The sequence below is a fragment of the Salinicola sp. MH3R3-1 genome (genome assembly GCF_001937155.1).
Taxonomy (GTDB): domain Bacteria; phylum Pseudomonadota; class Gammaproteobacteria; order Pseudomonadales; family Halomonadaceae; genus Salinicola; species Salinicola halophyticus.
In genome coordinates, this window is sequence record NZ_MSDP01000030.1 from 65,419 (window position 1) to 90,415 (window position 24,997).

Consider the following 24,997-nt stretch of genomic DNA (forward strand, 5'->3'; position numbering starts at 1 on the left):
AGTCTGAGTCACTTGGCCAACCTGAGCTGGAAGACACTCAGTAGCGACTACCCGTGGAGCCGCCCTTTGGCCCTTTCCCTCGCCCGGCCCTTTGAGCTTGCCCTGTCCAAACAACGGATAACCCCCTTCCCCTTACTCCCCCTTCCCTTCTATCCCTTTGCTTGGAGCCCTTTATCCTTTCCCTCGGGAGAGACTTCCTCAGGGCTGACTCACGATATTGACCGCTGTGACTCCCTGGTTCCAGATCATCTCAAGATGGGAGGACTGCACGATCGAGCGAACATAGCGCGGTGTCATGAGGCCCCAGCACCGTGTGTCCTCTTGCCTAACGGAGGGGTACCTGATGCCAGGGATCTTCTGCGCGCTGGCTGCGGCGCCAAGCGCACGACTGGCGGTGTAATCGTTCGGAGCAAAAATGGGATCGACCAACGGTAATTGACAGAGGTCTAGAAGTTCAGCCTCAGAGAACTCGCAAACCAGTTCACGGAATACGAAGCGGTCAAAGTCTAGATCAGGCACGTTGTGCCAGTAGACCTGCTGGTGATGGCGAACCTCGGCGATGGCCGTATCCAGGCAGTCAGCCAGGTACAGCACTCCGAAGCTCCCGTCGCTGAATCGCGAACCGCTGGTATTGAGGTGGGTGAACGGGGCAACCGCGTAGGAGCAGCCCGCTATGCCGAAAGGAATGTCTTCTCGGTCGATGAGTCCGAGATCGCCTGTCTCAGCCTGCAGCCGAGGGTTGGTGAGCGCCTGGAGCTGATGCAGCGCGTCGAACTCTTTCTCGTCGGCCACGTCATCGAACAGGCTGATCGGTGGAAACTTGGAGTTGACCAGTCGATGCGCTCGGCGAGTCTCTGCAGGCAGTCGGGGTATCTCTTCAAGTCTTACCACTGGGCGCCCCGCAGGCCGTCGATGCGCTTAAAGGTCTCGTACAGGCCCGGGAGGCCGGCCCGAGTCATCGATTCCAAGGGGGTGAGGCCGTTGAAACCAGGATTGTGGTTGGGCATGTTCACAAAGCCATAGACGTTGGCTGGGTTCTCGAACAACGTCCTCAGCGCAGCATGGATATTCAGCACCAGACTGACCCTCGTCAACTGGTCGGGGTCGATGTGCACCTGCCAGCCTTGGTCAGCACGTTTGGCGCGGTTGTAGGTGCTGCGAGAGATACGCAGGACCTCGGCCCCCTGATCCTGAGTGGCGCCCCACTTCTCCAAGATTTTCACCGCAGCGCGTAGCCCCGCAGTGTTGCGTGCTTTGTCGTTGGCAAGCTTTTCTACGGCTGTCATGGTCGCCCTCCTGATCTACAGACACAAATATATCCATAGCGTGTCCTTGGATCAAGATGCTACGGCTGTCAAAGTGGACGTCTGAGCCGTGTTTCTCCTCAGACCTGGTTGATTCACGACGAGCTTGGGAACGGATCGGCTGCCTGCCACTGCACCAACGGTTGACATTGCGACTAGGCTCGATGATGCCTTGCCGTTCACAACTACCCGGGGTAGTCTGAAATCACGCTTCGCAACAATGCATGGGAGATGGCCCATGAAGCTCACAGAACTCGTCACTACCGCCAAAGGCCGCAAGGCTACCGCGAAGCTCGCGTGGGACCTCGGCAAGATCACAGGCAGGGTTGCGGTAGCCGGAACAGCCGGACTGGCAGCGACATTTATTGGCAAAGCTGCGGTCGAGAACGTGTCGGGACACGACAAAGACCACGTTTGGAGTGGCCCACTGGACGTTGAAGATGGCTTTCACACCTTCGGCCCAGATGGTCCGGGCTACTATCAGGGCGGTTACAACTTGGATAATGAATAAGGGCCATACTGTACCAGCCCTTATTCAAGCTGTGTCAGAGAGCCGTAACCTCAACGGCCTTTAGTAGCAACTTTCTCAGCAGTGCTACTCGCTTTGTCTCCAGCGCCTTTCGCACCAGCGGTTCCAGTGGTTAGTGACTTACCAACTCCCTCACCAACTTTCATCCCCGCCCAGCCAAGCGCTGCAACCCAGATCCCCGGCAAGATCAAGAACGTCGCCCACTCGACGAAGATCAGGACCAGCTTGTCATAGCCGTTCTGCGCTGCTGCGACGAACGACATCTTGGCGGCATCCGAGCTGTAGAGCAGGTTGATCAGATTCGCGTTGATCCAGCGTGCCAGCTCCCACCAGAAGGTCAGAAACCAGAGCGCGAACAGCCCGAAACTCGCTGTGCCAGCCACCTTGAACGAGTAGCACGAGATCGTCATCACGAAAGGCAGACAGACCACCACGGCCATGATCAGGATGCACTGCACCATCGGCAGTGCGCGCTTGAGCATGTCCATGCCGGCCTTGCCCAGCACTGCGCCCATAGCGCCGCCCACACCACCGGCGACCATGGATAGGCCGTCCTCGATGCTCGTCCCATCCAGGTTGCCATAGCCGGTGACGGCGATGTCCTGGTTACCGTTCGCGGATCCCGATCGGTTGCTGATGAGCCGCCTGATGACTTCCCCCTCGGCATCGGTCGACGAGAAGATCGAGCGGACGCCGTCCCAGATGCCCGGGTCGACCTGGTCGTGCAGGCGCGCGTAAAGACCGCTTTCACTGTATTCCCACCACTGCCGGCAGCTGGGATACCCGGGACGGCCGGGACCGGTACCAGGACGCGCCTGGTCGCGACTGGCATCGTAGGGGAACCCCGCGATCGGCCGGCCGGCGTAGAACGAATCGTAGTAGCCCGGTGTGTCCAGAAAGAACTCGCTGCCGAGCCAGTCGACGTCCTGCCCCTCGAGCGCTTCGATCGTGCCGCCCTGCTGAAACAACAGGTTACGGGCCGCACCATAGCACTGCTGCTGGAACTCCCCCAGTTCCCGCTTGAGTCCAGGATCAGTGATCTCCTGCGCATCGATCTCGGAGGTAATGGCCTGCAGATCCGGACTACAGGGAATGCTCGAGACGGCGACGTTGGTCACGCCCTTCGAGACGGCATGCACGAGCGCCCACCAGAGAGGGATCTCGGCGGACTGGCCGTCGATCGAGTTGAGAGTATTGCTCCCCCACTGCCCCTGGCCGATGACGGCGACACTGCAAGACTGGCCGCTGCCATTGGTCCGCTCGACGGCGTTCACCGGGTTGAACGACAGGCTCATCATCGGTACGCAGGTGAAGGCATAGCAGATGACCATGGCGTAGAGCCGGGTCTCGATTCGTGCAATCAGCAGCACGCCTTTGTTGCCTTCGTCCTCCCCCTCCTGACGCACCTTGAACCACTCTGATGCGATCAGGGCAACGAACGGCACCAGGGCCAGACCAGTCTGCATTAGCGATGACCACAGGGCGTTGTTCACGACCCAGCCGATCATCAGCATGACCATCTCGAAGTAGTCGCTGACGTTCAGCTCCGCGTTCATGACCCACCTCCCAGCCAGTCGAGCAGGTTGAATAGCTCGATACCGGCCATCACGGCCAGCGTCAGGATTTCGAGGCGCTTGAGCTGCTCGCGCGCCGCATCGCCCCCATCTTGATCTTCGGCGAGACGAGCCAGGACACGCGGCTTCCAAAGTTTCAGCCAGGCCAGGATGAGCGCCGCGTAGCATGCCCAGCGCCACAGGAACAGCCATGGCAGCGCGGCCTGCTTGGCTGCGGCGAAAGCTTCACGACTGCCCATCAGCTGAATGGCCAGCGACACGACCACGCCGCTGAGCAGGAATACGCCGATCAGGGCGACCACGAAAGCCACGGGGGATGGCCACCGACGAGGATCGATCAGTCTTCTCGGGCGCATCACTCACCTCCCTGTAGCGGTCGGCCGCGCTCGTCGAGCACCGGTGCGGGAAGCGTGGTCTCGTCCGGGCTGGATCCTATGGATCGATTGGCCGCGCGACGAAGTGCCTGCATGGCCGCGTTGCTCGACAGCGATTTGCGGATCTCCATCTCGCTCTGCAGCAGTTCGATATCGCGGTTGAAGGCATCGACCTTGCGGTCCAGCGCGGTCATGCCCTCGGGATTGCCTTCGATCCCGGGATCGCTGGATCCCGCAATCAGCGCGCGTCGCGCCCACATGGCCTTGGTCAGGGTACGAGCTAGTGCCATCTCGCTGGCCAGGCGCTGGGTGAGCAGCGCCCCCTGGGGATCGCTACGCATGGCCTCGATCACGCCGCGCGAGACAGCCAGGCCATTGCCAGCGGAGACGTCGTTGAGCTTCGACTGGGTGATCTCGCCACCATTGAGCATGCCGACCAGCGTCTCGTGAATATCGCGCTGCTCGTCCTCGAGTTCGCGGATCAGCCCGGTACCAGCAATGGTTTCCGATTTCTCGCAGCCGTCGCAGGAACGCAGCTCGGTATCGCCGACGATTTTCTTGGTCCACTCGGCGGCATCGGAGGGCGATCCCCAAACGGTACACATGCCACCCTGACAGTCGTTACCGCTACCGCCTGAACCGCCATTACCACCGGCGATACCGCCACCGCCGACCCAATCCCCGCTCGAGGTCGCGATCGATCCCCAACCATCGCCCCCACCGGAAACCGACTCGTCAGTCATCGGATCGGTACGGCCATACAGGAGGTTGTAGCCCGCCTTGGCGGTATCCTCAACGACCCGCATGGGCGGCTGTCCGCTCCCCCCTCGCTTTTGCCCACCCACCCAGGTCCGGCCGGCGTTGCCGGCCTGCGCCTCGGCTGCCTCCTGGGCTGCGACGGCATCGGTGTTGCCGGCCGCGATGTCCTGCCAGTTCTCGGCCATCGCAGCTTGCTGCATCTGGCCACCGACCGTGGCATCGGCCAGTTGCTCGGACATGCGCTGGCAGGAGAGCTTTGACTTGTCGAAGTCGAGCCGACCTTGCATGACACCATTGGTGATCAAGTCGTAAAGCGCGGGGTTGGAGCGCTGGATGATCATCGCAGGCAGGCTGGCCACCGCGCCGGTGGCATTGGAAACCACGCTCCCCATTATGTTCTGGAAGCCGTTGGTGACACCGTTGAGCTGATTGCTCACCGTCGATCCCACGTCGAAGTTGCCGCAGGTGGCATTGACGTCCCAGCTGACGCCGAGTCCCTGCGCTCTGGGACCATGGCCCAGCCCCGCCGAGGCCCCAAAGGGGGCGGCACCACCGATGTCGTAATAGAGGCTGTCCGCGGACTGCGCCTGAGCCAGCAGTGGTGTTGCGAGAGCCACCGAGAGGGTCAGCGGAAGTAGGGTTCGTTTCATGGCTTACTCTCCGGTGAAGTACAGCAGTTCCTGGCACCGCTTCTTGCAGCAGCGATAGGGCCGCCACAGCGCCCAGGCGTAGTCGCCCGGATCCTGAAGCTGATCGTTCTCGCCTCCATCGGGGAAGGTGGAGCAGGACATACGCATGTTGGGGGCCAGTTCCTGCCACTCATGGGTCTCGGCATCGCCTTCCAGGACCGGACCCGGCCCCCAGATGCCGCTATTCGGCGAGTTACGGGCGATCAGTGGCTGATAGACGTGAGGCTGACCGCTGCGCGTCACCACATCGGCAGCACGCTGCGCCGCCGATGCGGCGACCTTGTAATCATGGGTCTGGGAAACGAAGCCGCTGCGCGGATAGATCGGGCTCCAGAGATCGCCCACGCTGCCCATCTCCCTCATGCCCGGTGTTAGCGCCTCGGGGTAGGCCATCTCCGGCACGCCCGAACGCCAGGCCAACGCATCGAGCGTGGAGATGAAGTACGGCATCAGCGGTTGCGAGTTGCTTTCACAGAACCAGCCGAAGCCGCTGGCGAACTGATAGAACAGCTCCGAGGGATGACCGATCGCATCGACGTTCTTGAAGTGCGTATTCGAGTGCTGCTGCGCGACCGACTCCCGGGCGGATCCACCGCCCAGGGCGTCGCCCGTCGGTGGCGACAGCATCGCGATCTCGGTCCAGGGATTGTCGCCGGTGTTCTCGTAGGCACTCACAACCAGCTCGGGGATGTAGTGTTTCACGCGGACCGAGGTGCGAACCGTACACCCCCAAGCAGTGCAGTAGAGCCAGGCACACACGCCGACAACCTGGTAGTCGAGGCATTGCGGGCTCATCGACGATTGCAGGATCTCCGGCGTGGTAATCGCTTGCGCTCGAGGGGCGCTCGTCATGCTGGCCAGCCCGATGAGCAGCGCAAAGGCAACGACGACAGGCAATGTGGTGAGAGAACGCATCATGGTTGGCCTCCCCTCGCCTGCTCGATCTCCTCGAGCGCGCGTCCGACGTCCGGCTCGCCGTAAACCACGTACTGGCTGTCGACGACAACCGCCGGCACTTTCTCGATGCCCAGCATCCAGGCGCGCGCAAGGCCCTGATAGAGACGGCCATAGTCTTCAAGCGTCCGCTGCCACTCGGGGTCGCTCATGCGTGATTGCAGCGCCTGCTTCGCGCGTGACGGGTCAGCGGGAAGATCCTGCGAGATCCGGGCATCGAGTCGGGCCGGTGCATCCATCTCGACGACGGCGGCGGATGCCGGCGCGTTGACGACTGGCTCGCCGGCGGTCGTGAACACCTCGACGCCGGCAAAGGCAGCATGGCTCCAGACCAGAAGGCAAAGCGATGACACCACGGCAAGTGGCCGCAGCTGAGGAAAGGAGGACATAAATGGGCTCCCACGGCGGTATCAGCACACAGGTGTACCGGGTGGGAGGCTGGCAGGCAGTAGAGAATGTTAAGTCGATCGGATAGGGTTTTCAGCCCAGACTCCCTGTCTCAACAAAACCCAGTCTTAAATAGACGAGGAAACATCAATGGTAAAAAAATTCCTTGATCACTTTGATCACGAGGGCCTTACCAACTCGTTGCTCCCATTCTTGAGCAACTTTCTCACAACTTCGATTCTACTAGCACTGGCTCTAGTCGCAGTTACAAGGCCCTTTAATTTCATAGTAACCATTCCCGCTGCAGCGTTTCTATTTACAATACTTTTTGCAATGATCTTGAATCATCTGCAATTTCTTAATAAAGTCATCCGAAATCCCACACCAGATTCCATCACACCTTTCCACAGCGCACGCGGGCCTAGATCGCCAAGATGGGTTGTTGAATTCTTCAAAGCTCTTTCGAAAGAAAAAAGATACATTCTATTAGGAGCGCTGATCTTTTTCCTATCCCAGACGGTAATGCTTGTAAACCTTTCAATGACAGTAATAAATCTAAAAACATTGCTGTAATTCTTTCAGGTGCCATGCATCAGTGTATTGATTCTTTGACACCCTGAAGAAGTCGCTTCGCGGGCACGTAGCCCTCGCCCATCTCGCCATCGGGGAGGACAATGGAAGGCGTGCCTTGGACCCCAAATTGCTGTCCCAGCGCAAAGCCATCCTCGACGGCAGACCGGCAGCTGTCGACGGGCGTGACCTGTAGCGGATCGCCACGGAAGGCCCTTGTCATTGCCTCATTCGGCGACTGGGAGCACAGCACTTGGGCGAGGTGGTTGGCCGCCAGTGAGTGAGTACCGGCGCGTGGGAACGGGATATAACGCACGGCAATACCGGCTTGTGTCAGCTGATCGATCTCCTGATGCAGCTTCTGGCAGTAGGGACAGGTCGTATCGGTGAAAACGGTGATGCGTCCGATCTCCTCGCCCTGGGCGGGATATTCCACCGTGCCTCCTTCCGGAATAACACTCAGCTGGTCCAGCCGATCCTGACGGTCGTGCTGCTCGGTGACGTTGATGAGTCCGTCGGGGCCGTTGTCGTAAAGACTCCCCACGACCATGTGACGACCCTTAGCGTCGCTGTAGAAAGTGTCACCGTTTCGCAGCCGCACCTCGTAGATCGGTCCCTGCAGAGCGACCCGCCGGACGGAGTCCGTCGTCACGGGCTGGCCATTGATTGTCAGGTCTTGCAGCGCAGCGGGAGGTGTCGTGTCCGGCACATCAGGAACCGGAATACCGGTGGCTTGCGCCGATACCGGCATCATTAGGGTCAGACCAACAGCGCAAAGCAGGTTGGGAGCTTTCATCGCAGCGCCTCCAGGCATTCATGGACGGTGTCTCCGCCGTAGGTATCGATGGTCCAGCAATCCCCCAGGGTGATCGCCGGCAGTTCGAGTGACTCGTGGATATCCAGGTAGCGACAGCCATCCCGCAATGCTTCGCTGACGTGGGCGCGCCGGCTCGGCGAAAACCCCTGCCGCTTGAGACGAGAGAACCGATTGCGCCCGATCTCGGGCGTGGCGTGTCCCTCAGTGGCGAATTCGCTCTGCGCCCACCAGTTGGCGACGTCCATCGACCAGGTGTTTCCACTCCCCTGCTCGAACACTAGGTCGAGCCGGTGCGTGATCTGGAAGTGACCGGGCGGCAACGCCGAGACGTCCACGGTCCAGTGGAAGGTGACTTCGCCAGCCTGCTGCCCCTCTGGCAGCGAGACGAAGTGACCCAGGTGGCAGTCGTCGGAGCCCCCCACGAAATAAAGTCGATTGGGGTACGGCTGACGAAGGGTCCAGCCCGACGCAGGGATGACGGGAGTGTCGAGCCAGCTCGCCGATACCGACAGGGTGATGTCCTCGAGCGCGACACCATCGAAGGGATCGACCTGCAGGACCGGGAGTAGATGCAGCGTGCGCGCTCTCGCGTCGAGCTTCATCGTGCTCACCGCGTCGTCGATCTGGAGTTGTGGCATGTAACCGATCCTTCTTTCGGGGTCGTGAGGTAAGGCATCAGGCGCTCCTGAATCTCCCGCGCGTCATAGCGACCGCTGGCCGGGAAACGCAACAGCGGCACGCCCGCCGACGCGAAGGCGTCGTCAACGAAACGGTCACGTCGCTTACGATCACGACGGCGATGACTGCGATCATCGAGTTCGATCGCAGCGAGAATCCGCCCACCGCGAGGCTCGCATAGCACGAGATCGACATGCTTGGCGCTGATCAGGCGGAAGTAGCGCCACCACCGCTGATCGCGGCGATGGCGTTTGCGAAAGCGCACCTGCAGCACGTCGGCGATCCGGACTTTGCAAGCAATCAACGCTGTCGATCCGGCGGCCCGCTGGACGGCGGCATAGAACCCCTGCTCGGTTGGGGTGTTGAGCCGCTCCTGCGGGATGTAGGGATAACGACGTCCGCCGGATACCAGCCGTTTGAGCTGCCATAGCGTGAAGACGACGATCACCAGCGCCGCCGTGATGAGGACCAACATCTCAGCCATGCGTGGACTCTCCCGAAGCCGCCATCTCCAGCCCACGAAGCCGATCCAATTTCTCGGCAACCTTGATGGCCGCATCGAGTTCGGTGCAGCCGTGCTCGCGCATGATCGCGGCCCGTTCCGCTTTCTCCTCCGGCTCAGTGCCGGCGAGAGACAGATAGAGACTGGGCGGCACGACACGAAATAGCGACTGAAGCCGGCCGCCCAGCACCACGCCTTCGGTGTACTTGCCCGATGCCTTGGTCGCGGACTCGATCAGTAGACGTTGATCGTCGGTCAGGGTCTTGAATCGGCTGACCTCGGCGATCTCGTTGGGTGGCATGTTGAGCAGCAACCACCACTCCATCATGTTGAGCATCTTGGCTGAGACGTCGGGGAAGTCCCTGACGTTCTGGGTCGCCAGCCAGAGCCAGTGGTTGAGCTTGCGCCCCATCTTGGCCACGCCAACGAGAAACGGCGCGAGCAGGGGGTTCGCCGTCAACAGGTGGCACTCGTCGATGACCTGGATGATGGGACGGCCGCTGTACTGATCGCGCTCGGCCATGGTGGTGATCATGTTGGTGATCGACATCACCGACAGGGCCAGTTGTGCCTCGTAACCGGGGTTGGCGTAGTGCGCCAGGTCGATGATGGTGACGTCACACTCCGGCCAGGCTTCCCCGGGCTGGTTGAAGACCTGTCCGTCGAAGCCGTCGCAGAACATGCCGATCCCCTCGCCCATCATGTAGGCGCGGTTCCGGCGACCCTCGGGCAGCTTTTCGTCCCGAGAGAGCGTGTAGAACGCCTGGCGAACGTCCTCGGAGAGGCACTGACGTCCCTCCTCGAAGGACTTCTCAGCGGCGATCATCACGGCATCGCGCACCATGCGATTATCGGCTCGACGATAGTCGGCCTCCTCCTTGGGATCACCGCCGGTGATCATCAGGCGCGCCATCATCTCCATCTCGCCCAATAGGTCGCGTTCGACGTCCTCCTCGTCGGACTCATCCGTGCCGATCGCCTCGAGCAGATCCTCCGGTGTCGCGGCTGGGTCGTCTGGAGACTCGCCATAGTCCTGGCGATCGCGCACCACGCGGCGCTCGCGCATTTCGGGATCGAGCAGGCGATGAGCGTCGGCGAAGGGGGGGAGCTTGGCATTCGCCCCCGGGGCGAGCTTGACCTTGTTGACCGACAGCCCCATCCGCTCGAAATAGTCGGCCAGCAGGCCGAAGCTGTTGCCCTTCTCGATGATGAACAGACGTGGCCGGCGCATCGCCACCACCTGTCCCAGCATCGAGTTGAGGGTTGCCGACTTGCCGGCGCCGGTCGGGCCGAACACGAACATGTGAGCGTTCTGTTTGCGGTCGAGCTTGTCGAGCGGATCGAACGTCAGTGACTCACCCCCGCGATTGAAGAAGCTAATGCCGGGATGCCCAGTGCCCCTGGCACGCCCGTAGAGCGGCGCCAGGTTGGCCAGGTGCTGGACGAAGTTGAATCGGGTGTACCAGCGGTTGTTGCGGTCGATCTCGGGATCGAAGTTCATCGGCAGCCAGCGCAGATAGGTATTGAGCGCGGCGACCTCGTTTTCGGGCTCAACGGGTTTGAGGTCGGCGGTGCTGAGCTGGGTGGTCAAATCCATGACGCGCCGATCCAGATCGGCCTCGTCGCGGCCGCTGACGAAGAACGCCAGCGCTGACTGGTACATCTTGTGATCCTTGCCAAGATACTTACGCGCCTGCTCACAGTCATCACGCACGTTCACCGCCAGTACGCTATCGCCGACCGCCTTCTTGGCCAGCTGATCGATATGACCCTCGAGCGGCTCCTGGGGGATGGCCACGATCGTCATGCACGCCTCGACGCCCAGCGGCAGTACGTCGAACGTGGCGTTTCGGATCGAGGTCTGGCCGCGCGAAATCTCGGCGGTCAGGTGGCCGACCTTGGGCACCTTGCGCAACTCCTCGACCGGGATGACGCGCTGCGGCTCACCGTCGAAATACCAGAGCCCGGATTCCGCATTCGCCCGAGGGGAGCTTGCCAGCATTCCCTCGGCCAGGTCGTAGGACCAGAGCTGGACGTCGGGATCGTCACCCGGATAGTCGAACACGTCGTAGAAACGTTGGGGGTCGTCCGGGGAGAAAGCCGGGCGCGGGTTGAAGCGCGGCATCATCCACCGGTGGAAATCACGACCGTCATAGCGTCGCACCGGCAGTCCGGCGCTGGCCAGCTTCGACTCCAGCTTGCCGTAGACGTGGTTGAGCAGTGCCTCCGGCGAGAGTCGCGATCGCTGCTCACCGAGTTTTGCCTTGTTCTTCCGGCTGGCCCAGCGATACAGCACCAGCCGCGTGCGCCGGGTCTGACCCCGCCAGGCGGTCTGGGTGATGATGTCATCCTCGAACAGGCCGTCAGGACGAGAGATGGCTTTGAAATGCGACTCCATGCTCGCAAGCCATGCCTTCGTGTACTGGGTATCCCTAAGATCCTCCGGGATTGAGCCACGGATGCGCTGCAGGTCTTCTCGAGGATCGGTGTCGTCCTTGGTGTAGAGCTGCACCACCCACTGATTGGCATCCAGCTCCGGCAGACTGTCCTGCAGTGCCGCTTCGACCTGATCGCGCACCGCTTCCAGCGCCTCGAGTGAGCGCCCTTCCGAAGGCGCTGGCGTGACCTCGGCGACGATTCCCAGCGACACCCCGTCCTCGAGCAGGAAACAGCCCGATTCGGGCAGATACTCCGACCAGGGCAGTCGACTGGCGAAGGATGGCGCGCGCTCATACTGACGTCGAATGTCGCCGAGGCTGGGCATTTTGCCGCGAGGCAACGGCATGGGCCGACCGGTTTCATCAGTCAGTAGCCCCTGCTCGTTGAGCGCTTCCTGCCGCCCCTCACGCGCCTCCGCCCCATCCTGATTCTCTATCACAGCGTCCTGCTTCCCCTTGGAAGCAAACAGCCGATTCATGAAGGCGTCGAATGCTGACATCAGCGCGTTCTCCCCGGCGGCCGCGCGCCCTCTCCCGGCATCGCATACTGCGGCTTCTGATACAGCGGAAAGACCGTCGAATAGCCCGGTACCGGCACGCTCTGATCGCCGGCCAGGTGCGGATAGATGTAGATCACGAGATCCGGATTGGGCAGACGCGAGAACTGGCTATGGATCTCGTTGGCCGCCTCTCGGGTGTAGCGCGTGCGCTCATCCACCATATCGCCCGCCGTGATCGGACGGCGCAGCGATCCCCGGGCCGCCTCGATCGCCTGCTGGCCGGTACTGTCAGTTGATGCCGAACCACTCTGTTCGCTGGATCCTTGCTCCCACAGCTCTTGCATCGTCACGCCATTGGTCGGCATCAACTCATCCTTGGAGGTCGCACAGCCTGAGAGCAGACCGAGACCGATCAGGGCCAGGGTAGCGATCGCAGTACGCGACATCGCGCGATACTCAGTCGAGCCCGACTGTGGTTGCGGTTGACGTGTCATAGCGCACCTTCCTCCCTTCGGTCTCGTAATCGATCGGCAGCTGCTTGTTGATGTGGATGGACACGTTTTGACCCGGCGGTACGTAGACCGCCGCGAAGGCCTCGCCATAGAGCTTGTTGACCCATTCGCTCATGTCGTTGACGCCCTGACTCAGGATCTGACCCACGGCCTGGTTGCCGCTCATGGCCTGTGAGATCGAGCCGTCGCTACCCAGCGACGTGATCGACGTCGAGTCATCATCGGAGAGCATCGTCGCCGCGCCGGCGCCGGCGGCCGTCAACAGGCCCTGGGTGCCGAGATACTGCTGCGCATTGCTGCGCCGCATGCCACCGATGCAGGGCAGGCCCGCCTGGTCGCTGATCCAGCCGATGGCATTGCCACCGCCAATGGACTGGTTCTGGTTGTTGCTGCCGTTACCGTCGCCACCGTTCTGGTTGACGTCATCCGGTGTCGGCACGGTGCGGATCGTGCCGTCCTCGAAGACAAAGGTGAGGCTGGTGATGTTCCCGCGCACGCAGGAGAGGGTCCAGTCGCCGGTCGCCGTACCGCTGGCGACGGCAGCCTTCACTTCCGGCAGCTCGATGCCGTTGGCTGTCAGGTTGTCCTTGCCGATCATCACCTTGAAGGGATACGGATCGTTGACGGTGCCATCGACCGGCACCCGACCAAGCAGCGCCGTCATGGCGAGCGAGCCCATCAGGGTCGAGTTCTCCGGAATCGTATAGACCGGCTCCACGGTCGAGGCGTCGGGCTCGCCGGTTACCCGCGACTCCGCCGCACTCGATGCCCGAGAAGCCATATCCCCCGCCGTGTCAGCGGCGGCCTTGAACGAGGTCGGGAACGCAGGACCATCTTCGCGACCGCTACGACTCGAGCCCCCTTCCTCCTGACGTTGATCCATCGGCTCGACCCAGGCGAGATTGCCGCCGCCCGAGTCGCTACCCGATGGATCCCCGCCGCCCTCGAGACCCAGGCCAATCGGCATGTCGTCATTACTGGACTGGCCATCATTACTGCTGCCGTTGTCGTCCGGAGGTACCAATCGATTGAGCCGGTTCTCGAAGCGGGACAGCAACGATTGCTCACTGCGCTCACGCGCCTGCTGTTGGCGCTCACGCTCCTGCTGAATCGCCTCATTCACCGATCGGTCGACGTTGGAAGCACGCTCGGCGAGACGATTGTTCTCCTTGACCAGGTTCTCCATTCGCTCTTGGTCACGTTGTCGCTGACGCTCCCAGGCATTCATCTTGCCCACCAGGGTGGCTACGGTGTCTTGTGACGAGTCACCACTGATACCGAGGGCATCCATCTCGTCCTGAGACAGCGTTCGGGTATCGTCCTGTGCAGCCTGCTGTTGATGTTGCCCCGCGTCATCACCGCCACTGCTACAGCTCTTGATGACGATGATGATCATCCCGAAAACCAGCACGGGCACCCCAACCTTGAGAAGTGCGTTGCCCTGCAGTTTCATGAGTCACCTCCCTGCGACAGCGGCAGTGCCTTTGCCAGGGACAGGCCATTGGTCACGATGAAGACGGTGGTGGTATCCGCCACACTGCCTCGACGACCCAGCAAGGGGTGCATGAAGGTGGCGCTGTAGAGGTCGCCCTGCAGCCAGCGCGGATCCAGCTCGAAGGTCCGCGCGGGATCTCGGTTGGTGAGTTTCACCGCTGTTACGGTCCAGCCATCGAGTTTCCATGCGGCCACCGGTGTCGCTGTGACCGGTAGGGAGGGCAACAGTGACGGCATGCTATCCGGCAGTTGCATCGCGACCCGGTTGAGGCCCCTCACAGGCTCGATCGTTCGCGTCGGCGCGTAGAGTGACTGGGCAGCGAAACGGGTCAACACGACCGGCACGGGCGTCCCAACCGCAGACGGTTCGTTGCGATCACGCTCGTCCCCCTCGTTATCGGGTGCAGCCTCAGCGCTACCCGTGGCAGCCCCGGCGTGGTCATCCGGGAAAACCACCTTGATGTCCTCGTCGCTCGCCCCGCTTTCCTTCGCGGTGAGATCGAACAGCACGACTTCATTGGTCTCGACGTCCTGAATCCGCACACGTTGGGTATCGAACGCCTGACCGGCCTTGAGGTAGATCGCCCCACCCGCGCTCTGGACACGCAGCGTGTCGGGATCGGCGATTTCACGCGGAAGACCCACACGCACGTTGCGATCGAGCACGATGACTCTCTCGGTACCGACCGGCAGGTCGACGTCGAGGGGCTTGCGGTCCCAGTGCAGAATCTCCACGGCATGGGCCTGGAGCGCCACACTCAACAGCGAGGCGCACAGGCCGCCTCTCAACAATGACGCCTTGAGGCGATTCATGACTCACCCTCCTGCTGTGGGATTTCCAGTCGCTGGGCCGGGCGGGCAAGGCAGTCGATCTGCATGCCCCACTTGTTGTTCTGCGGATCGCCCTCGGCACGTACGACTCTGATGGGAAAGCGCATGTAGACGTCGCGCACGGGCGTGCCGGCGTAGGTTTCCTTGACGGCGAGATCCAGGTTCACGATCCATTGATCCCGAGAGACGACTTCCACTGAGCCAGGTCCTGACTGCTCGTTACTGAAACCACGACCGGGAATTTCGAAGACGCTCCGCTCCCGTTGATCCAGCTCGTTGCGCTGCTTGCGATAGCGATAGTCTTCTTCGAGCTCGGCCTGGCAGGAGGGCGTCAAGAACGGTGAGTAGGCGTAGAGGTTGCGCTTGTAATCCGCCTCACCATTGGACGGCCAGCGGTTGATCTGCTGCCAGACGTAAGTGGTGAAGGCATAGACGGCGGAGGGGGGCTTTTCCCACCACTTCTGAGTCGAGCCCGTGCGCAAATCCGGTGGAATCGAGATGGTCAGATCCTTGGGGGCGCTGTACCAACCGAAGCCCAGCCCGGCGGAAAGCGAGACCAAAACGATGATGATGCCGCGCAGCGTGGTGATGTGGGCGTCACGTGCCCCCAGTGCGTTACGTAGGCGACTCATCGCAGTTCTCCTTGACTTCGGGGCTCACGCCCAAGGCGATAGGGGCTTGAGCGAGTGATGAGCGTTTCTCCGCCGAGGTTGATGCCGTAGACGGCGAATCGATACAGGATCTGGCGATAGAGCAGTGAAGGAGGACGGCCACGTCGTAGCCGACGCATGACGGTGCCGCCGACGACCAGGGCGAGTGCCATGACCGCCACGGCAACGGTAGGTGCCATGGCAGGCATCCCGAACACGAACGCCAGGACGATGCCCGGAAGCATGCCGCCGACGAAGCCCATCACCGCCATGATGCAGACTTCCCTTAACGTCATGCCCCGAAAAACCACCGGGGCGTCGTTAATCCGTTTCGGCAGGAAATCGATGCTTGCCATGACACACCCTCACTGAGCCAGGATCGGTGCGGCTTCAGTGCTCAGCCAGATGATGACCAGGATCAGCACGACGCCGATGAAGGCGGTCACGCCGAATTTGGTCCACTCACCGCGCTGTCGCCCTTCGTTGAACGACGCCAAACAGCCGATGCCGACCCAGATGAAAGCGGCGGTGCACAACAGTAGACCTCCGAGAACGAAGCCGTCGTACATATAGCCCTGGGCGGTGGAGCGAATCCCGCCACTGCCCTGCGTCGGCTCCTCGAGCGCAGGGAGATCGGCCAGTGCGAGACCCGGCACCGCCGTGCTGGCCAACACGGCGAGTTTCTGGCAGTTGCGGTTGAATCCACCGCAGAGACGTTGAAACAGTGATTGCAGTGACATGATGGCTTCCTCTTGAGATGATTGATTGCCCGTTACGACCTACCCACATGGGCTCTTCCTATCCCCCTTGGGGGATCTTCGAGTCGCTCCTGTCAGGACAGGAACAACCAGAAAAACAGCAGCACCAGAACCAGCGATTTGAGGGCCACGGCGGACAAGATGTCGCCGTCGACACGGCCCCGGACCCACCCCCGATACGCCGACATCAAAATCCAGATAACGAGCAACATCGCGGCGCTGCAGCCCACGCCAGCGATAAGCCAGGAAAGCTCTTGCCCGCCCAAGCCAGCTCCCGCCTCGAACGCCTCCACTACTGCCCCCGATCATCGAGGTAGTCGCCGTCGAGCGGCCTGAGCTGCCGAGGCAATAGACGATCGGGCGCGAGGTAATCATCGATACCACCGGTGATGGACTGCAGGTCACTACGTAGACGTGGGATGTCGAAGTAGATCCGCGTGGATTCGGGATCCGCGTTCTGCTGCCTTGCATCGATGCGGTCGACCACGACTTTGATCTGCTCGATTTGGGTCTGGATCAGTGCCAGGTCCCGGCGCTGGATCTCATCGATGTCACCCGCTTGCGCAGGACACACGAAGCTGTAGCTGCTGGCGAACAGGAGGCTCGTGAACAGCGTGGGAAAGGAAAAGCGTTGGCGCACCGTCATGGTTGAGTCCCGTCGTGAGTGGTGACGACATGGGTTCATGGTCGAGGCAACTCACTCGGGGATCAGCTCAAAACGTTAAGCGAAACAGCGGGGTATTCTTGAAGGCGCAAGAGGCGCCCGATCCACCCAGGTGGCGTCGGGCGATGAACGAGGGTTATTGGTTCAGAGGTACTTTTTGAAGCTCGAGGTCGCGATGGCAATCATCAGCCCAAACAGCAGGGCGCCGGGGAGCAAAAACAGGTTTGGGTGGATCGAAAACGGTAGCGACAGGTAGATCAACCAGCCGGTCAGGAATATCGGTGTCACCATGCGCTTGGCGTGGTGATAGATGAACGCCGACTCGCGCCCTGCCCCGAAGCGCCGCAGATCGCGACTCACCAGCCCATCGATGAAGCCCACCAACGCGGCCATGATGAACAACGGCGATGTCAGAATCAGAATGACGCAGCGCGTGAGGGTCATCAGAGTCACGAACATGGCCGCCTGCAGGTAAGTTTTCAGCGTCCCCGCCCAACCCACGGCATCGGCTCCCTGCTCAACCCAGCCTGCGATGCCGGATTTCACGAATAACCATTCATAGCAGGTGTCTACGATCATCGTGGCGAACTCGACCGGGGACGACACCAGCAGCGACTGGGAGAACTGGCTATCCAGATAGCCCATCTCGGCGAGCATAGTCTGGTGTGCGTGGTCGGAGCCTGACTGACCGAACCAGTCGAAATAGATACCGACCCACTCGATCAGCACGCTGCAGATGATCGAGATCAACACGATCCATATCAGCGTGAACGGTAGCTTCAGTAGTGTGCCGACCAGACCACTACGCTTTTTCTCGGCGCGCTGAGCCGGTGCCTCATCCCTCGCCATGACTCACCTCCCCGGCTCCGCCATCCACCACGGTGGCATCACGCTCGAGCGGCTCATGCAGACTCGGCGGATTGCTGAAATCCATATGGATCGGCGGCGGCATGACGCCCGTCCACCACTGATCGCCCGTGGCGTATTTCGCCCGCATGCGACCCGCGATGTCGGCCACGTCCTTCGGCACGTCCTCGGTCTTGTCCGGCAACGGTAGCGGCATGCGTATCTTCCAGAGCTGGCCGCCCTCGAGCAGCGCGAAGGCCTGCCCCTTGGGCAGATTGATGACATCGTTGGGCGTCAGCATCTCCACGGACTCGGTGCCGATGCGGTCACCTGCCGAAGAGCTGAAGTCCTGGTCGCTGTTCACGTCGGCGTTGTCGCTGGCCATCGACACCATCAGCCGGGTCGAGACGTTCACCTTGGCCAACTGATCGGTCAGCAATCGCGCGGTGCGCTCCTCGCGCACCCTCAACATGATCAGGTTGTTGAAGTTGCCCACCACCTGGCCGGCCTTCGCCGTGGAGCCGATCCGCGCCTCGATGTCCGAGAGTGTCTGGGTGTAGGCCGTCACCTGGATGCCGGCACCACCGCCCTTGTTGATCAGCGGGATAAACTCGTCGCCCATCAGTTCGTTGAATTCGTCGCAGTGCAGGTTGATCGGCAGTTTCTGGCTGCCCCCCTCCCCGGGAAGACCATCCTCGGACCCGAACTTGTAGATGTGACCGGCGACCGACACGATGTCGGCGAACATCGAATTACCCACCGCCTGGGCGACCTCAAAATCGCTCAGCGCGTCGAGGCCGACATAGACCACCCCCTTCTTGCGAATGATTTGCTGCCAATCGATGATCGGGCGCTCGTCCTCGATGTCGTCGTAGTCCGGGCTCAGAAGCTCGGCGATCTTGCCGCTGGTCAGTTTCTCGAGAAGAGGCAGAAGCGACGCCACGATCTTGTCGAAGTAGGTCTTGTCGTAACGCACGGCGGAGAGCAATCCATCGAGCACGGGATCGCTCAGCGATTCGATGACGTCGGGCTGTTGCAGGTACTGAACGATCGCTACCACACGCTTGTGGCGTCCCTGCAGGTTACGCGGCGTGTTCTTGTCGTTGGTCTTCCCCTCGATGTCGGTGATCTGTTGGTTCGAACCTGGAAGCTGCTGCTCCAGCATCTGCTGAACGTACTGCATCAAGAGCGCATCGATGTTCACCACATCAGCCAGGATCTGGCCGTAGCTCGGCCGCTCACCGAGGGCGTGCCGGGCGCGTGCCACGATGTTGACGAAACGCCAGGCGAACTGGCGAAACGCGGCAGAGTTGCCCTCGCCGGAGAGCTGTCCGGTCACGCGGGTTGAAACCTCGGATAGCCGCGAAAAGCGCCCCACGGCGTTGTAGCGGCACGAGACGTCCGGCCAGCCCAGATGGAAGATGTAAAACTCGTCACCCCGTCCAGCCTTCTGAGCCTCGGCGTACATGCGCATCATCAGATCCGCATCCCCCTTGGGGTCGAAGCAGATCGTGATGTCGCCACGCCGGATGTCCTGGGTGATCAGGATCTCGGCCAGACGTGTCTTGCCCACGCGAGTCGTTCCCTCGACCAGTGTGTGACCCACCCGCTCACCCAGCGGCATCCAGACGTCGTGCTCTCGCCACTCGACGGCATGCAGCGCCGGACGCCCGCCTACTGGCGGTAGCGGCCTCACCGGATTGAGCATCGAATCCCAGCGCAACAGCGCGGCGATATGTCGGCCAACCGCCCCACCCTCCATCGACTGCTCGAGACGACGGGCGCGCTGATACCACGGACTCGGCTGGACATAGCCCTTGGCGGCGGGCTGAGCCGCTTCGTGCAGGCGCTGGGTGTGCTGGGCATCCCATTTGAAGCCCTTGCCCAGCCACAAGCTCCGCCGGCTCAATGGCACCTTGCGCGCCGGCAACGCGAAGCGCGGCAGACGGCGCATGTTACGGCGATAGCGCAGCACCACCCATGCCTGGCGAAAGCGCCAGGCGCCGAACGCCGAAAAGCCCGCTGCCGTGGTGATACCAACACTGGGCGCCAGTGCCAGCGACCAGGGTGCCCAAAGACACAGGACAACGCAGCCGGCGCAGATCCAGACGGTGTATAGCTCGACTGCGGGTCGCAGGAGGGATTCGAGAGGATGGTTGCTGCTCATTGCTCAATACCCCGCTGACTGATCAACGCGGGGTAGTGTCGAAGGCCTAGTCGTTCGGCCAGTCCGTCGCCTGAGACGGGACGAAGTTCGAGCCCCCGGGTTGCGTTGCGAAGTGCCTGCAGGGACGACTCATCGGCTGCCTGCACGACCAGCCCCACCGCATTCATCTCGCGCAGGATGTCGCCACGCTGGACGAGCCACTGCCGGGACAGATCGTCATCGCCAATCAGGAAGATCGGCGTAAATCCGCCGGGAAGATCCAGCTGACGCGGCGTGACGGTGCCGGGCGTCAACTGCTCGCTCTCGAGCGGCAGCATGTCCTGTTCTCCAAAGGGCCGGGCAGGACGCGCCTCGCCACCCAGCTGCGGAGAGTAGCCTTCCTCCTCATCAACGCCCGCCCCTTTGATGGCCACGTAGTAAGGTCGAGCCAGCTCGCCGCCGTGATCGGCGACCACCGTCAGCTGAGGCAGCCCCGGTGGGCGTTCGATGGAAGTCTGAGCAAGTGCAGATGCCGACAGCAGCGCCATCGAACCTACCAATATCAGGCTGAGGCAACGTGATCGTTTCATCGGATCTCCTATCGAGTTGCGACATCGGCCATCCAGGGCCGCTGCTCAGGCGTTACCCAGGTGACGTCGGTATCAGGAGTGCGTGGGCCAGGGGTCACCCAGGTCAGCGCCTCATCCGCCGCGGAAGGGCTGCCACTCTCCACTGACGCTAGCGCAGGTCGATGTGGTCGCTTCGAAGCGGATGTCTGGCGTGCTGCCATCCGCGCCGGCGAGCCCATCTCAAGAGTGGGGGATGTGCCGAGCCGAGCCAGCTCCTGACTGACCACGGCTCGGTAACGCTCGGCAGGGCGACCGCCTGCCGGACGGTGATAGCGCCCGGCTGCGATCAACCAATCGCCAGCGTCATCGAAGTGGCGACGAATCAGCGCCGCCGCCTCATCCAGATTGGCGTAGGGATCGAGCCCCTCGCAGGGATCCGAGAAGCGCTGACCAGCGCCGAATAACTGCGGCTGCCAGCGCACGTTCAGCTGCGCGATCCCCACGTCGACGATCTGCGTTGTCTTGAGCGCGTCAGTCAACGCCTGGCATGCGGAGGTTCGATCGCCGAAGCGCATCGATTCTCCAGCGACGTTCAACGTCCAGGGCCAGGGTCGACGCCCGGCGTCGAGACTGACAACAGACTCGGCGCTGGCCACTGCGTACAGTACCGCAGGCGGCACGCCATGGTCCTCGGCAGCGACCACGTAGGCTGACGGAATATCGGGTTGCCTGGCGTGCGCGATCCCGGCGACCAGCACCGCGCCCAACCCGATGGTGGCTGCTTTCAACGTCCGAGGAATCATCGATCAGCCCCTCGGCGCGACGCGCGGCAGCTCGCTGCTGTCGACGTTCAGCGAGCCGCCATGGTTGAGCGTGATCGTGCCAGCCCTAACCGAAGCCGAAGGAATACCCACCTCGGTCGCCCAGCTGCGAATGCGGTCATCGTTGCCGTTGGAATCCACGACCCAGATGTCCATGGCCGCACCGCTGCTCAACAGGCGCTTCACGGTCGCCTCGCACTGGTCACATCCTTCGGTGGCCACCACCACATTCAAACGCTGGCTGGATACCGACGGGTTGCTACCGAATACCGATTGGGTCGCGTCCTCGCCCCCTTTCGTGGTGAACGAGTTGACCGGCATGTCGTTGGGATAGAGCCGCTGCCAGGCGGCGTCGTAGGCGCGCTGGAATGCGAGTTCCGCTTCGACGCGGGCACGCTCGGTCTCGACGAGCTTCTCGGCGTACTTCTGGCGCTCGGCCTGGCTACGCGCTTCCAGGCCCAGCGCGGTCAGTGGATCCAGATTGGGGGACCAGGTGCCACGCGGCCCCTCCGTGATCGACTCGTAGCGTTGATACTCCTGCTGGTTCAGGCCCCAGGCTTCGGCAGCCCGCTGGCTGCTCTGCTCAACCTGGGTCTGGTCGATGCGTGTCGACTCGCTCTCCTGCCCCTCTTGTGCCCAGACCGGCAAGGCAGCGAACAGCAGGAGCGCGATGCCCAGGCGTCGGTCACGTATCATCGTCATGGGACTCTCCTCAAGGAACCGGAACGACCACGGTCTGGCCGTCGATGGTGAACGCTGCCGAATGGCCATCGATCGATGACAGATGCCAAGACCCGATGTTCTGCCCCTCGCCAACAAGACGCAGATCGCTCAAGCGACCCGCGTTGCCAGACGCCACCGCGAGATAGCTGCGCCCACCGCGCAACTCGACGCCCGACACCGAAAATGGCGGTGACGGCGGCTCGGGCGCGCGACGGGTCTGGCGTTGACGGCTGGGCTGACTTTGCTGGGCGGCAGTCTTTTGACTCGCGCGGAGCTTGCGCACCTCCTCGATTGACGCCTCGAGCGACTGCTCCTTCTCCTGCGTGGCACTGAATCGCACGTCCACGGAGCTGGACAGCTCATCGACCCGATCGGAAAGCGCCTGAACATGCTCGGGCAGCGCCTGCAGCGGAGATGTCTGGCGACGCGCCTCGAGATCGTCGAGGCGTGAGGCGATTTCGCCAAGGCGGTTGCTGTTACCCTCGGCCTGACTGCGACGCTCGTCCTGCCCGCTCTGCAGCTCCTCGATGCGCACGCGCAGCTGATCGATGACCTGCTGCTGGGACTGCAATCGAGATTCCAGCGTTGGCCCCTTCGGCTCGGAGCCGGCAAATAGAACGAAATAGATCACCCCCAGGACAGCGAGGACGCCGAGCCCCAGAAGCGTCAATCGCAGCGGGCTCCAACGCCGGCGGCTCTCTACGTAGGGGATGTAATCGGGCTCATCGTCGCTTCTCCCCTGACGCTGTGAGTCATCGGGATCCGGCTCTGCAGGCTCATCGTGATGAGAGAACGACGGTTCACGACGCAGGGTGCCTCCGGTATCCGAATCGACTGGCGCTTCCGATCGAGGATCCTGCTCCGGCTCACCGGGATCGACGGGCCTCTGGCGATCATCCGTCATGACCAGCCTCCTCGATCAGTCGCTGATCCCGTACCTGGTAGCAGATGGTTCGCGCAATGGGGTCGGCCTGGACTTCGAACGCACTACCGGCGAGAACCTGCAAGGCCTCGCGAAGCGGCATCGGCTCCAGACGGAAGTGCGCCGCCGGCAATGGTCGACTGTAGAGCAGCTGCTGCGGCTCGCCCTGTGGCGCACAGAGGCTGTAACCGGTGTGCTGCAGGGTGTAGCGCAAGCCATCCTCCACTGATGGGCTCATGGAGGCAGGGATCGAGACATTGACGGTCTGCTCGAGGAGGTTGCGCTCCTGCAACGTGGCGTTGGCCGTAACCAAGGCGTAGCGCCCGCCTCGCATCACCTCGACTCGTGACACATCGCGATCGCGGTAGACATCGGGTTCGACATCGTAGGCGGGCTGATCCAGACCGGTGGCCACGACGCGGGCATGAGGCCCTTCCTCGCTTCCCGCAAGGGCCATCTTCTCGGCGTCGGGATAGTAGGCTGCCAGGCGCTCACTCTCGCTTGGCTGCGGGGATGGTTGCTGATGCGCGCAACCGGCAAGCAGCGCAATCAAGAATACTAAGGGAACGAAACGGGTTTTGTGGAAGGGATACATCGAGTTTTGCCTCGCGCGGGGAACCTGAATGGTCGTGATCAGGTTCACCGTGCCGAAGGCCACTCGCACTCGCGACGGAAAATGTTAATTGCACCAGCAGGGCTTTTGCAGTCCCAAAAAAACGCCCCGAGGGGCGTTTGGAGTGAATCACTGGAAGTAGGTGGAAAACGACTTCACGATCTCATCGTTAAATGTCACGCTTAATCTCTCAGCACAATATCGCAATGCTCCCTGCTGGTCAGGCTGATCGGCGATCCACCTTGCTTCACCGTTATCGGTGTCGCGACGGAAGATCGACCAGCTGGCCGACTCAAAAGGATGCAGGCGATAGCCGATCTCGAGACAGTCATCTGGGCGAAGCTCGCTACAGACCACTACGTCGACAGCGTTGGGGCCGTAGCCAAGGATTCGCATCAACGGCATACCATGCCCACAAGCCGTCATACCAATGGTATCCAGCACCTGTCCGTGCCATCGGCTTCCGCTGGCGAAGCGTCGCCCAATAAAGGCTACTGCCTTGGCATCGGATCGAAAGGGTCCTTCAACACACGCCAGGACAGTGTAGGCACCATTCACAACATCCAGCGTCCAGCCCTCGTCCTGAGGCAGGAATATCGGCCAACCCGCATCGGCCAATGTCGTTGCCAGGTTGGCCGCTGTATCCGAATCCCAGTCCGATCTCGACAACTCGGCGCGAAAGCGCCGGATCAGAACGTCGCGATCATCCTGATGATCAACGACACCGTCCAGATTGAGCATCTCGCATAGCCTGTCGATGTTGACTGTAGTGGTTCACTAAAACCGGACACCCATTTAGGTGGTATCGTCACCACCAAATTACAGGTGATCCATGGCCAGACAACGTCGTTCATTCTCCACCGAGTTCAAACGGGAAGCCGCCGGGCTCGTACTTGATCAAGGCCACTCCGTAGCCCAAGCCGCTCGCGCCGTCGATGTCGGTGAAACGCCTTTGAGACGCTGGATTGATCAGTTACGCGCTGAGCGCGGTGGCGTCACGCCCAAGTCAAAAGCATTGACGCCCGAGCAGCAGCGAATCCAGGAACTCGAGAGCCGCATCAACCGGCTGGAACGGGAGAAAGCGATACTAAAAAAGGCTACCGCTCTCTTGATGTCGGACGATCTCGATCGTACGCGCTGATAGACCAGTTGAGTGAGCAGGAGCCTGTAGAAATGGTCTGTAGCGCCTTCGATATCGCGCGTTCGAGCTATTACGAACATCGCCATCAGCGGTCCCGGATCGATGTCGAGCGGCTGGCGTTGCGCGCGACAGTCGCTGAGCTGTTCAACCAAAGCCGGCGCTCCGCCGGCAGCCGGACGATCATGCTGCAGATGCGGGAAGCAGGACTCAACATGGGGCGTTTCAAGATTCG

The 24,997-nt window shown here is 61.7% G+C and carries 28 protein-coding genes and 1 pseudogene; 2 read left to right on the forward strand and 27 right to left on the reverse strand.

What is annotated here, in order from left to right:
- Nucleotides 1-198: 198 nt before the first annotated feature.
- Both BTW08_RS16250 and BTW08_RS16255 read right to left on the reverse strand, forming a co-directional pair.
- Nucleotides 199-792 carry an RES family NAD+ phosphorylase gene (locus BTW08_RS16250; protein WP_246837776.1) on the reverse strand — a complete coding sequence of 198 codons (594 nt, stop codon included), beginning with the start codon at nucleotides 790-792 and terminating at the stop codon, nucleotides 199-201.
- A 92-nt stretch (nucleotides 793-884) separates the two neighbouring features.
- Complete coding sequence (locus BTW08_RS16255) at nucleotides 885-1,286, reverse strand: antitoxin Xre-like helix-turn-helix domain-containing protein (protein WP_071232288.1); 402 nt, start codon at nucleotides 1,284-1,286, stop codon at nucleotides 885-887.
- Between the two features lie 256 nt (nucleotides 1,287-1,542).
- On the opposite strand from BTW08_RS16255, the gene BTW08_RS16260 reads away from it, so the two are divergent.
- Nucleotides 1,543-1,815, forward strand: coding sequence for a hypothetical protein (locus BTW08_RS16260; RefSeq protein ID WP_075563558.1), 273 nt, complete (start codon nucleotides 1,543-1,545; stop codon nucleotides 1,813-1,815).
- 50 nt (nucleotides 1,816-1,865) lie between these two features.
- Here BTW08_RS16260 and BTW08_RS16265 read toward each other — a convergent pair whose 3' ends face one another.
- The 25 genes from BTW08_RS16265 to BTW08_RS16385 form a co-directional block, all read right to left on the reverse strand.
- On the reverse strand, nucleotides 1,866-3,389 hold the full coding sequence (locus BTW08_RS16265; protein ID WP_075563559.1) for a conjugal transfer protein TraG N-terminal domain-containing protein: 1,524 nt from the start codon (nucleotides 3,387-3,389) through the stop codon (nucleotides 1,866-1,868).
- On the reverse strand, nucleotides 3,386-3,763 hold the full coding sequence (locus tag BTW08_RS19170; protein WP_075563560.1) for a hypothetical protein: 378 nt from the start codon (nucleotides 3,761-3,763) through the stop codon (nucleotides 3,386-3,388). The genes BTW08_RS16265 and BTW08_RS19170 overlap by 4 nt, the downstream gene beginning before the upstream one ends.
- On the reverse strand, nucleotides 3,763-5,190 hold the full coding sequence (locus tag BTW08_RS16275; RefSeq protein WP_075563561.1) for a hypothetical protein: 1,428 nt from the start codon (nucleotides 5,188-5,190) through the stop codon (nucleotides 3,763-3,765). The genes BTW08_RS19170 and BTW08_RS16275 overlap by 1 nt, the downstream gene beginning before the upstream one ends.
- A gap of 3 nt (nucleotides 5,191-5,193) precedes the next feature.
- Entirely contained in the window at nucleotides 5,194-6,147 is a 954-nt protein-coding gene (locus BTW08_RS16280) for a TIGR03756 family integrating conjugative element protein (protein ID WP_246837777.1), read from the reverse strand.
- Nucleotides 6,144-6,572 (reverse strand): TIGR03757 family integrating conjugative element protein, encoded by a 429-nt coding sequence (locus BTW08_RS16285; protein ID WP_075563562.1) that lies wholly within the window; start codon nucleotides 6,570-6,572, stop codon nucleotides 6,144-6,146. Before BTW08_RS16285 ends, BTW08_RS16280 begins: the two co-directional genes overlap by 4 nt.
- A 590-nt stretch (nucleotides 6,573-7,162) precedes the next feature.
- Nucleotides 7,163-7,936, reverse strand: coding sequence for a DsbC family protein (locus tag BTW08_RS16290; RefSeq protein ID WP_168170677.1), 774 nt, complete (start codon nucleotides 7,934-7,936; stop codon nucleotides 7,163-7,165).
- Entirely contained in the window at nucleotides 7,933-8,595 is a 663-nt protein-coding gene (locus BTW08_RS16295) for a hypothetical protein (protein ID WP_075563564.1), read from the reverse strand. Before BTW08_RS16295 ends, BTW08_RS16290 begins: the two co-directional genes overlap by 4 nt.
- Nucleotides 8,565-9,119: a DUF2726 domain-containing protein gene (locus tag BTW08_RS16300; RefSeq protein ID WP_075563565.1), complete on the reverse strand. Its 555-nt coding sequence runs from the start codon at nucleotides 9,117-9,119 to the stop codon at nucleotides 8,565-8,567. Before BTW08_RS16300 ends, BTW08_RS16295 begins: the two co-directional genes overlap by 31 nt.
- On the reverse strand, nucleotides 9,112-12,075 hold the full coding sequence (locus BTW08_RS16305) for a conjugative transfer ATPase (protein WP_075563566.1): 2,964 nt from the start codon (nucleotides 12,073-12,075) through the stop codon (nucleotides 9,112-9,114). The genes BTW08_RS16300 and BTW08_RS16305 overlap by 8 nt, the downstream gene beginning before the upstream one ends.
- Nucleotides 12,075-12,521: a TIGR03751 family conjugal transfer lipoprotein gene (locus BTW08_RS16310; RefSeq protein ID WP_075563567.1), complete on the reverse strand. Its 447-nt coding sequence runs from the start codon at nucleotides 12,519-12,521 to the stop codon at nucleotides 12,075-12,077. The genes BTW08_RS16305 and BTW08_RS16310 overlap by 1 nt, the downstream gene beginning before the upstream one ends.
- Nucleotides 12,522-12,531: 10 nt before the next feature.
- On the reverse strand, nucleotides 12,532-14,034 hold the full coding sequence (locus tag BTW08_RS16315) for a TIGR03752 family integrating conjugative element protein (RefSeq protein WP_075563587.1): 1,503 nt from the start codon (nucleotides 14,032-14,034) through the stop codon (nucleotides 12,532-12,534).
- 2 nt (nucleotides 14,035-14,036) lie between these two features.
- Nucleotides 14,037-14,894 (reverse strand): TIGR03749 family integrating conjugative element protein, encoded by an 858-nt coding sequence (locus tag BTW08_RS16320; protein WP_075563568.1) that lies wholly within the window; start codon nucleotides 14,892-14,894, stop codon nucleotides 14,037-14,039.
- A complete protein-coding gene (locus tag BTW08_RS16325; protein WP_075563569.1) occupies nucleotides 14,891-15,544 on the reverse strand; it encodes a PFL_4703 family integrating conjugative element protein in 654 nt (217 codons plus the stop codon). The genes BTW08_RS16320 and BTW08_RS16325 overlap by 4 nt, the downstream gene beginning before the upstream one ends.
- The gene (locus tag BTW08_RS16330) at nucleotides 15,541-15,918 is read right to left on the reverse strand and encodes a TIGR03750 family conjugal transfer protein (protein ID WP_075563570.1); all 378 of its coding nucleotides are present in this window, start codon (nucleotides 15,916-15,918) and stop codon (nucleotides 15,541-15,543) included. Before BTW08_RS16330 ends, BTW08_RS16325 begins: the two co-directional genes overlap by 4 nt.
- Nucleotides 15,919-15,927: 9 nt before the next feature.
- On the reverse strand, nucleotides 15,928-16,302 hold the full coding sequence (locus BTW08_RS16335; protein ID WP_075563571.1) for a TIGR03745 family integrating conjugative element membrane protein: 375 nt from the start codon (nucleotides 16,300-16,302) through the stop codon (nucleotides 15,928-15,930).
- A 92-nt stretch (nucleotides 16,303-16,394) separates the two neighbouring features.
- Nucleotides 16,395-16,613, reverse strand: a complete 219-nt coding sequence (locus BTW08_RS16340; RefSeq protein WP_075563572.1) for a TIGR03758 family integrating conjugative element protein — start codon at nucleotides 16,611-16,613, stop codon at nucleotides 16,395-16,397.
- Complete coding sequence (locus BTW08_RS16345; RefSeq protein WP_075563573.1) at nucleotides 16,613-16,966, reverse strand: RAQPRD family integrative conjugative element protein; 354 nt, start codon at nucleotides 16,964-16,966, stop codon at nucleotides 16,613-16,615. The genes BTW08_RS16340 and BTW08_RS16345 overlap by 1 nt, the downstream gene beginning before the upstream one ends.
- A 162-nt stretch (nucleotides 16,967-17,128) precedes the next feature.
- Nucleotides 17,129-17,833, reverse strand: a complete 705-nt coding sequence (locus tag BTW08_RS16350; RefSeq protein ID WP_075563574.1) for a TIGR03747 family integrating conjugative element membrane protein — start codon at nucleotides 17,831-17,833, stop codon at nucleotides 17,129-17,131.
- Nucleotides 17,820-19,997, reverse strand: a complete 2,178-nt coding sequence (traD, locus tag BTW08_RS16355) for a type IV conjugative transfer system coupling protein TraD (protein WP_075563575.1) — start codon at nucleotides 19,995-19,997, stop codon at nucleotides 17,820-17,822. Before traD ends, BTW08_RS16350 begins: the two co-directional genes overlap by 14 nt.
- Nucleotides 19,994-20,566: an integrating conjugative element protein gene (locus tag BTW08_RS16360; protein WP_075563576.1), complete on the reverse strand. Its 573-nt coding sequence runs from the start codon at nucleotides 20,564-20,566 to the stop codon at nucleotides 19,994-19,996. The genes traD and BTW08_RS16360 overlap by 4 nt, the downstream gene beginning before the upstream one ends.
- Nucleotides 20,567-20,574: 8 nt before the next feature.
- Nucleotides 20,575-21,348, reverse strand: coding sequence for a hypothetical protein (locus tag BTW08_RS16365; protein ID WP_075563577.1), 774 nt, complete (start codon nucleotides 21,346-21,348; stop codon nucleotides 20,575-20,577).
- A 3-nt stretch (nucleotides 21,349-21,351) separates the two neighbouring features.
- Nucleotides 21,352-22,068: a TIGR03759 family integrating conjugative element protein gene (locus BTW08_RS16370; protein ID WP_168170679.1), complete on the reverse strand. Its 717-nt coding sequence runs from the start codon at nucleotides 22,066-22,068 to the stop codon at nucleotides 21,352-21,354.
- Between the two features lie 10 nt (nucleotides 22,069-22,078).
- Nucleotides 22,079-22,993, reverse strand: a complete 915-nt coding sequence (locus tag BTW08_RS16375; RefSeq protein WP_075563578.1) for a hypothetical protein — start codon at nucleotides 22,991-22,993, stop codon at nucleotides 22,079-22,081.
- Nucleotides 22,983-23,606, reverse strand: a complete 624-nt coding sequence (locus tag BTW08_RS16380; protein ID WP_139313696.1) for a PilL N-terminal domain-containing protein — start codon at nucleotides 23,604-23,606, stop codon at nucleotides 22,983-22,985. Before BTW08_RS16380 ends, BTW08_RS16375 begins: the two co-directional genes overlap by 11 nt.
- Nucleotides 23,607-23,753: 147 nt before the next feature.
- Nucleotides 23,754-24,365 carry a hypothetical protein gene (locus tag BTW08_RS16385; protein WP_075563580.1) on the reverse strand — a complete coding sequence of 204 codons (612 nt, stop codon included), beginning with the start codon at nucleotides 24,363-24,365 and terminating at the stop codon, nucleotides 23,754-23,756.
- Between the two features lie 91 nt (nucleotides 24,366-24,456).
- Between BTW08_RS16385 and BTW08_RS19405 the strand changes: the two are divergent.
- Nucleotides 24,457-24,997, forward strand: a pseudogene (locus BTW08_RS19405) (transposase); the annotation flags it as partial.

Excerpts from the sequence above, each read along its gene's own strand:
- BTW08_RS16255 (WP_071232288.1), bottom strand. The coding sequence starts at position 1,286 with ATGACAGCCGTAGAAAAGCTTGCCAACGACAAAGCACGCAACACTGCG.
- BTW08_RS16260 (WP_075563558.1), top strand. The coding sequence starts at position 1,543 with ATGAAGCTCACAGAACTCGTCACTACCGCCAAAGGCCGCAAGGCTACC.
- BTW08_RS16265 (WP_075563559.1), bottom strand. The coding sequence starts at position 3,389 with ATGAACGCGGAGCTGAACGTCAGCGACTACTTCGAGATGGTCATGCTG.
- BTW08_RS19170 (WP_075563560.1), bottom strand. The coding sequence starts at position 3,763 with ATGCGCCCGAGAAGACTGATCGATCCTCGTCGGTGGCCATCCCCCGTG.
- BTW08_RS16275 (WP_075563561.1), bottom strand. The coding sequence starts at position 5,190 with ATGAAACGAACCCTACTTCCGCTGACCCTCTCGGTGGCTCTCGCAACA.
- BTW08_RS16280 (WP_246837777.1), bottom strand. The coding sequence starts at position 6,147 with ATGATGCGTTCTCTCACCACATTGCCTGTCGTCGTTGCCTTTGCGCTG.
- BTW08_RS16285 (WP_075563562.1), bottom strand. The coding sequence starts at position 6,572 with ATGTCCTCCTTTCCTCAGCTGCGGCCACTTGCCGTGGTGTCATCGCTT.
- BTW08_RS16290 (WP_168170677.1), bottom strand. The coding sequence starts at position 7,936 with ATGAAAGCTCCCAACCTGCTTTGCGCTGTTGGTCTGACCCTAATGATG.
- BTW08_RS16295 (WP_075563564.1), bottom strand. The coding sequence starts at position 8,595 with ATGCCACAACTCCAGATCGACGACGCGGTGAGCACGATGAAGCTCGAC.
- BTW08_RS16300 (WP_075563565.1), bottom strand. The coding sequence starts at position 9,119 with ATGGCTGAGATGTTGGTCCTCATCACGGCGGCGCTGGTGATCGTCGTC.
- BTW08_RS16305 (WP_075563566.1), bottom strand. The coding sequence starts at position 12,075 with ATGTCAGCATTCGACGCCTTCATGAATCGGCTGTTTGCTTCCAAGGGG.
- BTW08_RS16310 (WP_075563567.1), bottom strand. The coding sequence starts at position 12,521 with ATGTCGCGTACTGCGATCGCTACCCTGGCCCTGATCGGTCTCGGTCTG.
- BTW08_RS16320 (WP_075563568.1), bottom strand. The coding sequence starts at position 14,894 with ATGAATCGCCTCAAGGCGTCATTGTTGAGAGGCGGCCTGTGCGCCTCG.
- BTW08_RS16325 (WP_075563569.1), bottom strand. The coding sequence starts at position 15,544 with ATGAGTCGCCTACGTAACGCACTGGGGGCACGTGACGCCCACATCACC.
- BTW08_RS16330 (WP_075563570.1), bottom strand. The coding sequence starts at position 15,918 with ATGGCAAGCATCGATTTCCTGCCGAAACGGATTAACGACGCCCCGGTG.
- BTW08_RS16335 (WP_075563571.1), bottom strand. The coding sequence starts at position 16,302 with ATGTCACTGCAATCACTGTTTCAACGTCTCTGCGGTGGATTCAACCGC.
- BTW08_RS16345 (WP_075563573.1), bottom strand. The coding sequence starts at position 16,966 with ATGACGGTGCGCCAACGCTTTTCCTTTCCCACGCTGTTCACGAGCCTC.
- BTW08_RS16350 (WP_075563574.1), bottom strand. The coding sequence starts at position 17,833 with ATGGCGAGGGATGAGGCACCGGCTCAGCGCGCCGAGAAAAAGCGTAGT.
- traD (WP_075563575.1), bottom strand. The coding sequence starts at position 19,997 with ATGAGCAGCAACCATCCTCTCGAATCCCTCCTGCGACCCGCAGTCGAG.
- BTW08_RS16360 (WP_075563576.1), bottom strand. The coding sequence starts at position 20,566 with ATGAAACGATCACGTTGCCTCAGCCTGATATTGGTAGGTTCGATGGCG.
- BTW08_RS16365 (WP_075563577.1), bottom strand. The coding sequence starts at position 21,348 with ATGATTCCTCGGACGTTGAAAGCAGCCACCATCGGGTTGGGCGCGGTG.
- BTW08_RS16370 (WP_168170679.1), bottom strand. The coding sequence starts at position 22,068 with ATGACGATGATACGTGACCGACGCCTGGGCATCGCGCTCCTGCTGTTC.
- BTW08_RS16375 (WP_075563578.1), bottom strand. The coding sequence starts at position 22,993 with ATGACGGATGATCGCCAGAGGCCCGTCGATCCCGGTGAGCCGGAGCAG.
- BTW08_RS16380 (WP_139313696.1), bottom strand. The coding sequence starts at position 23,606 with ATGTATCCCTTCCACAAAACCCGTTTCGTTCCCTTAGTATTCTTGATT.
- BTW08_RS16385 (WP_075563580.1), bottom strand. The coding sequence starts at position 24,365 with ATGCTCAATCTGGACGGTGTCGTTGATCATCAGGATGATCGCGACGTT.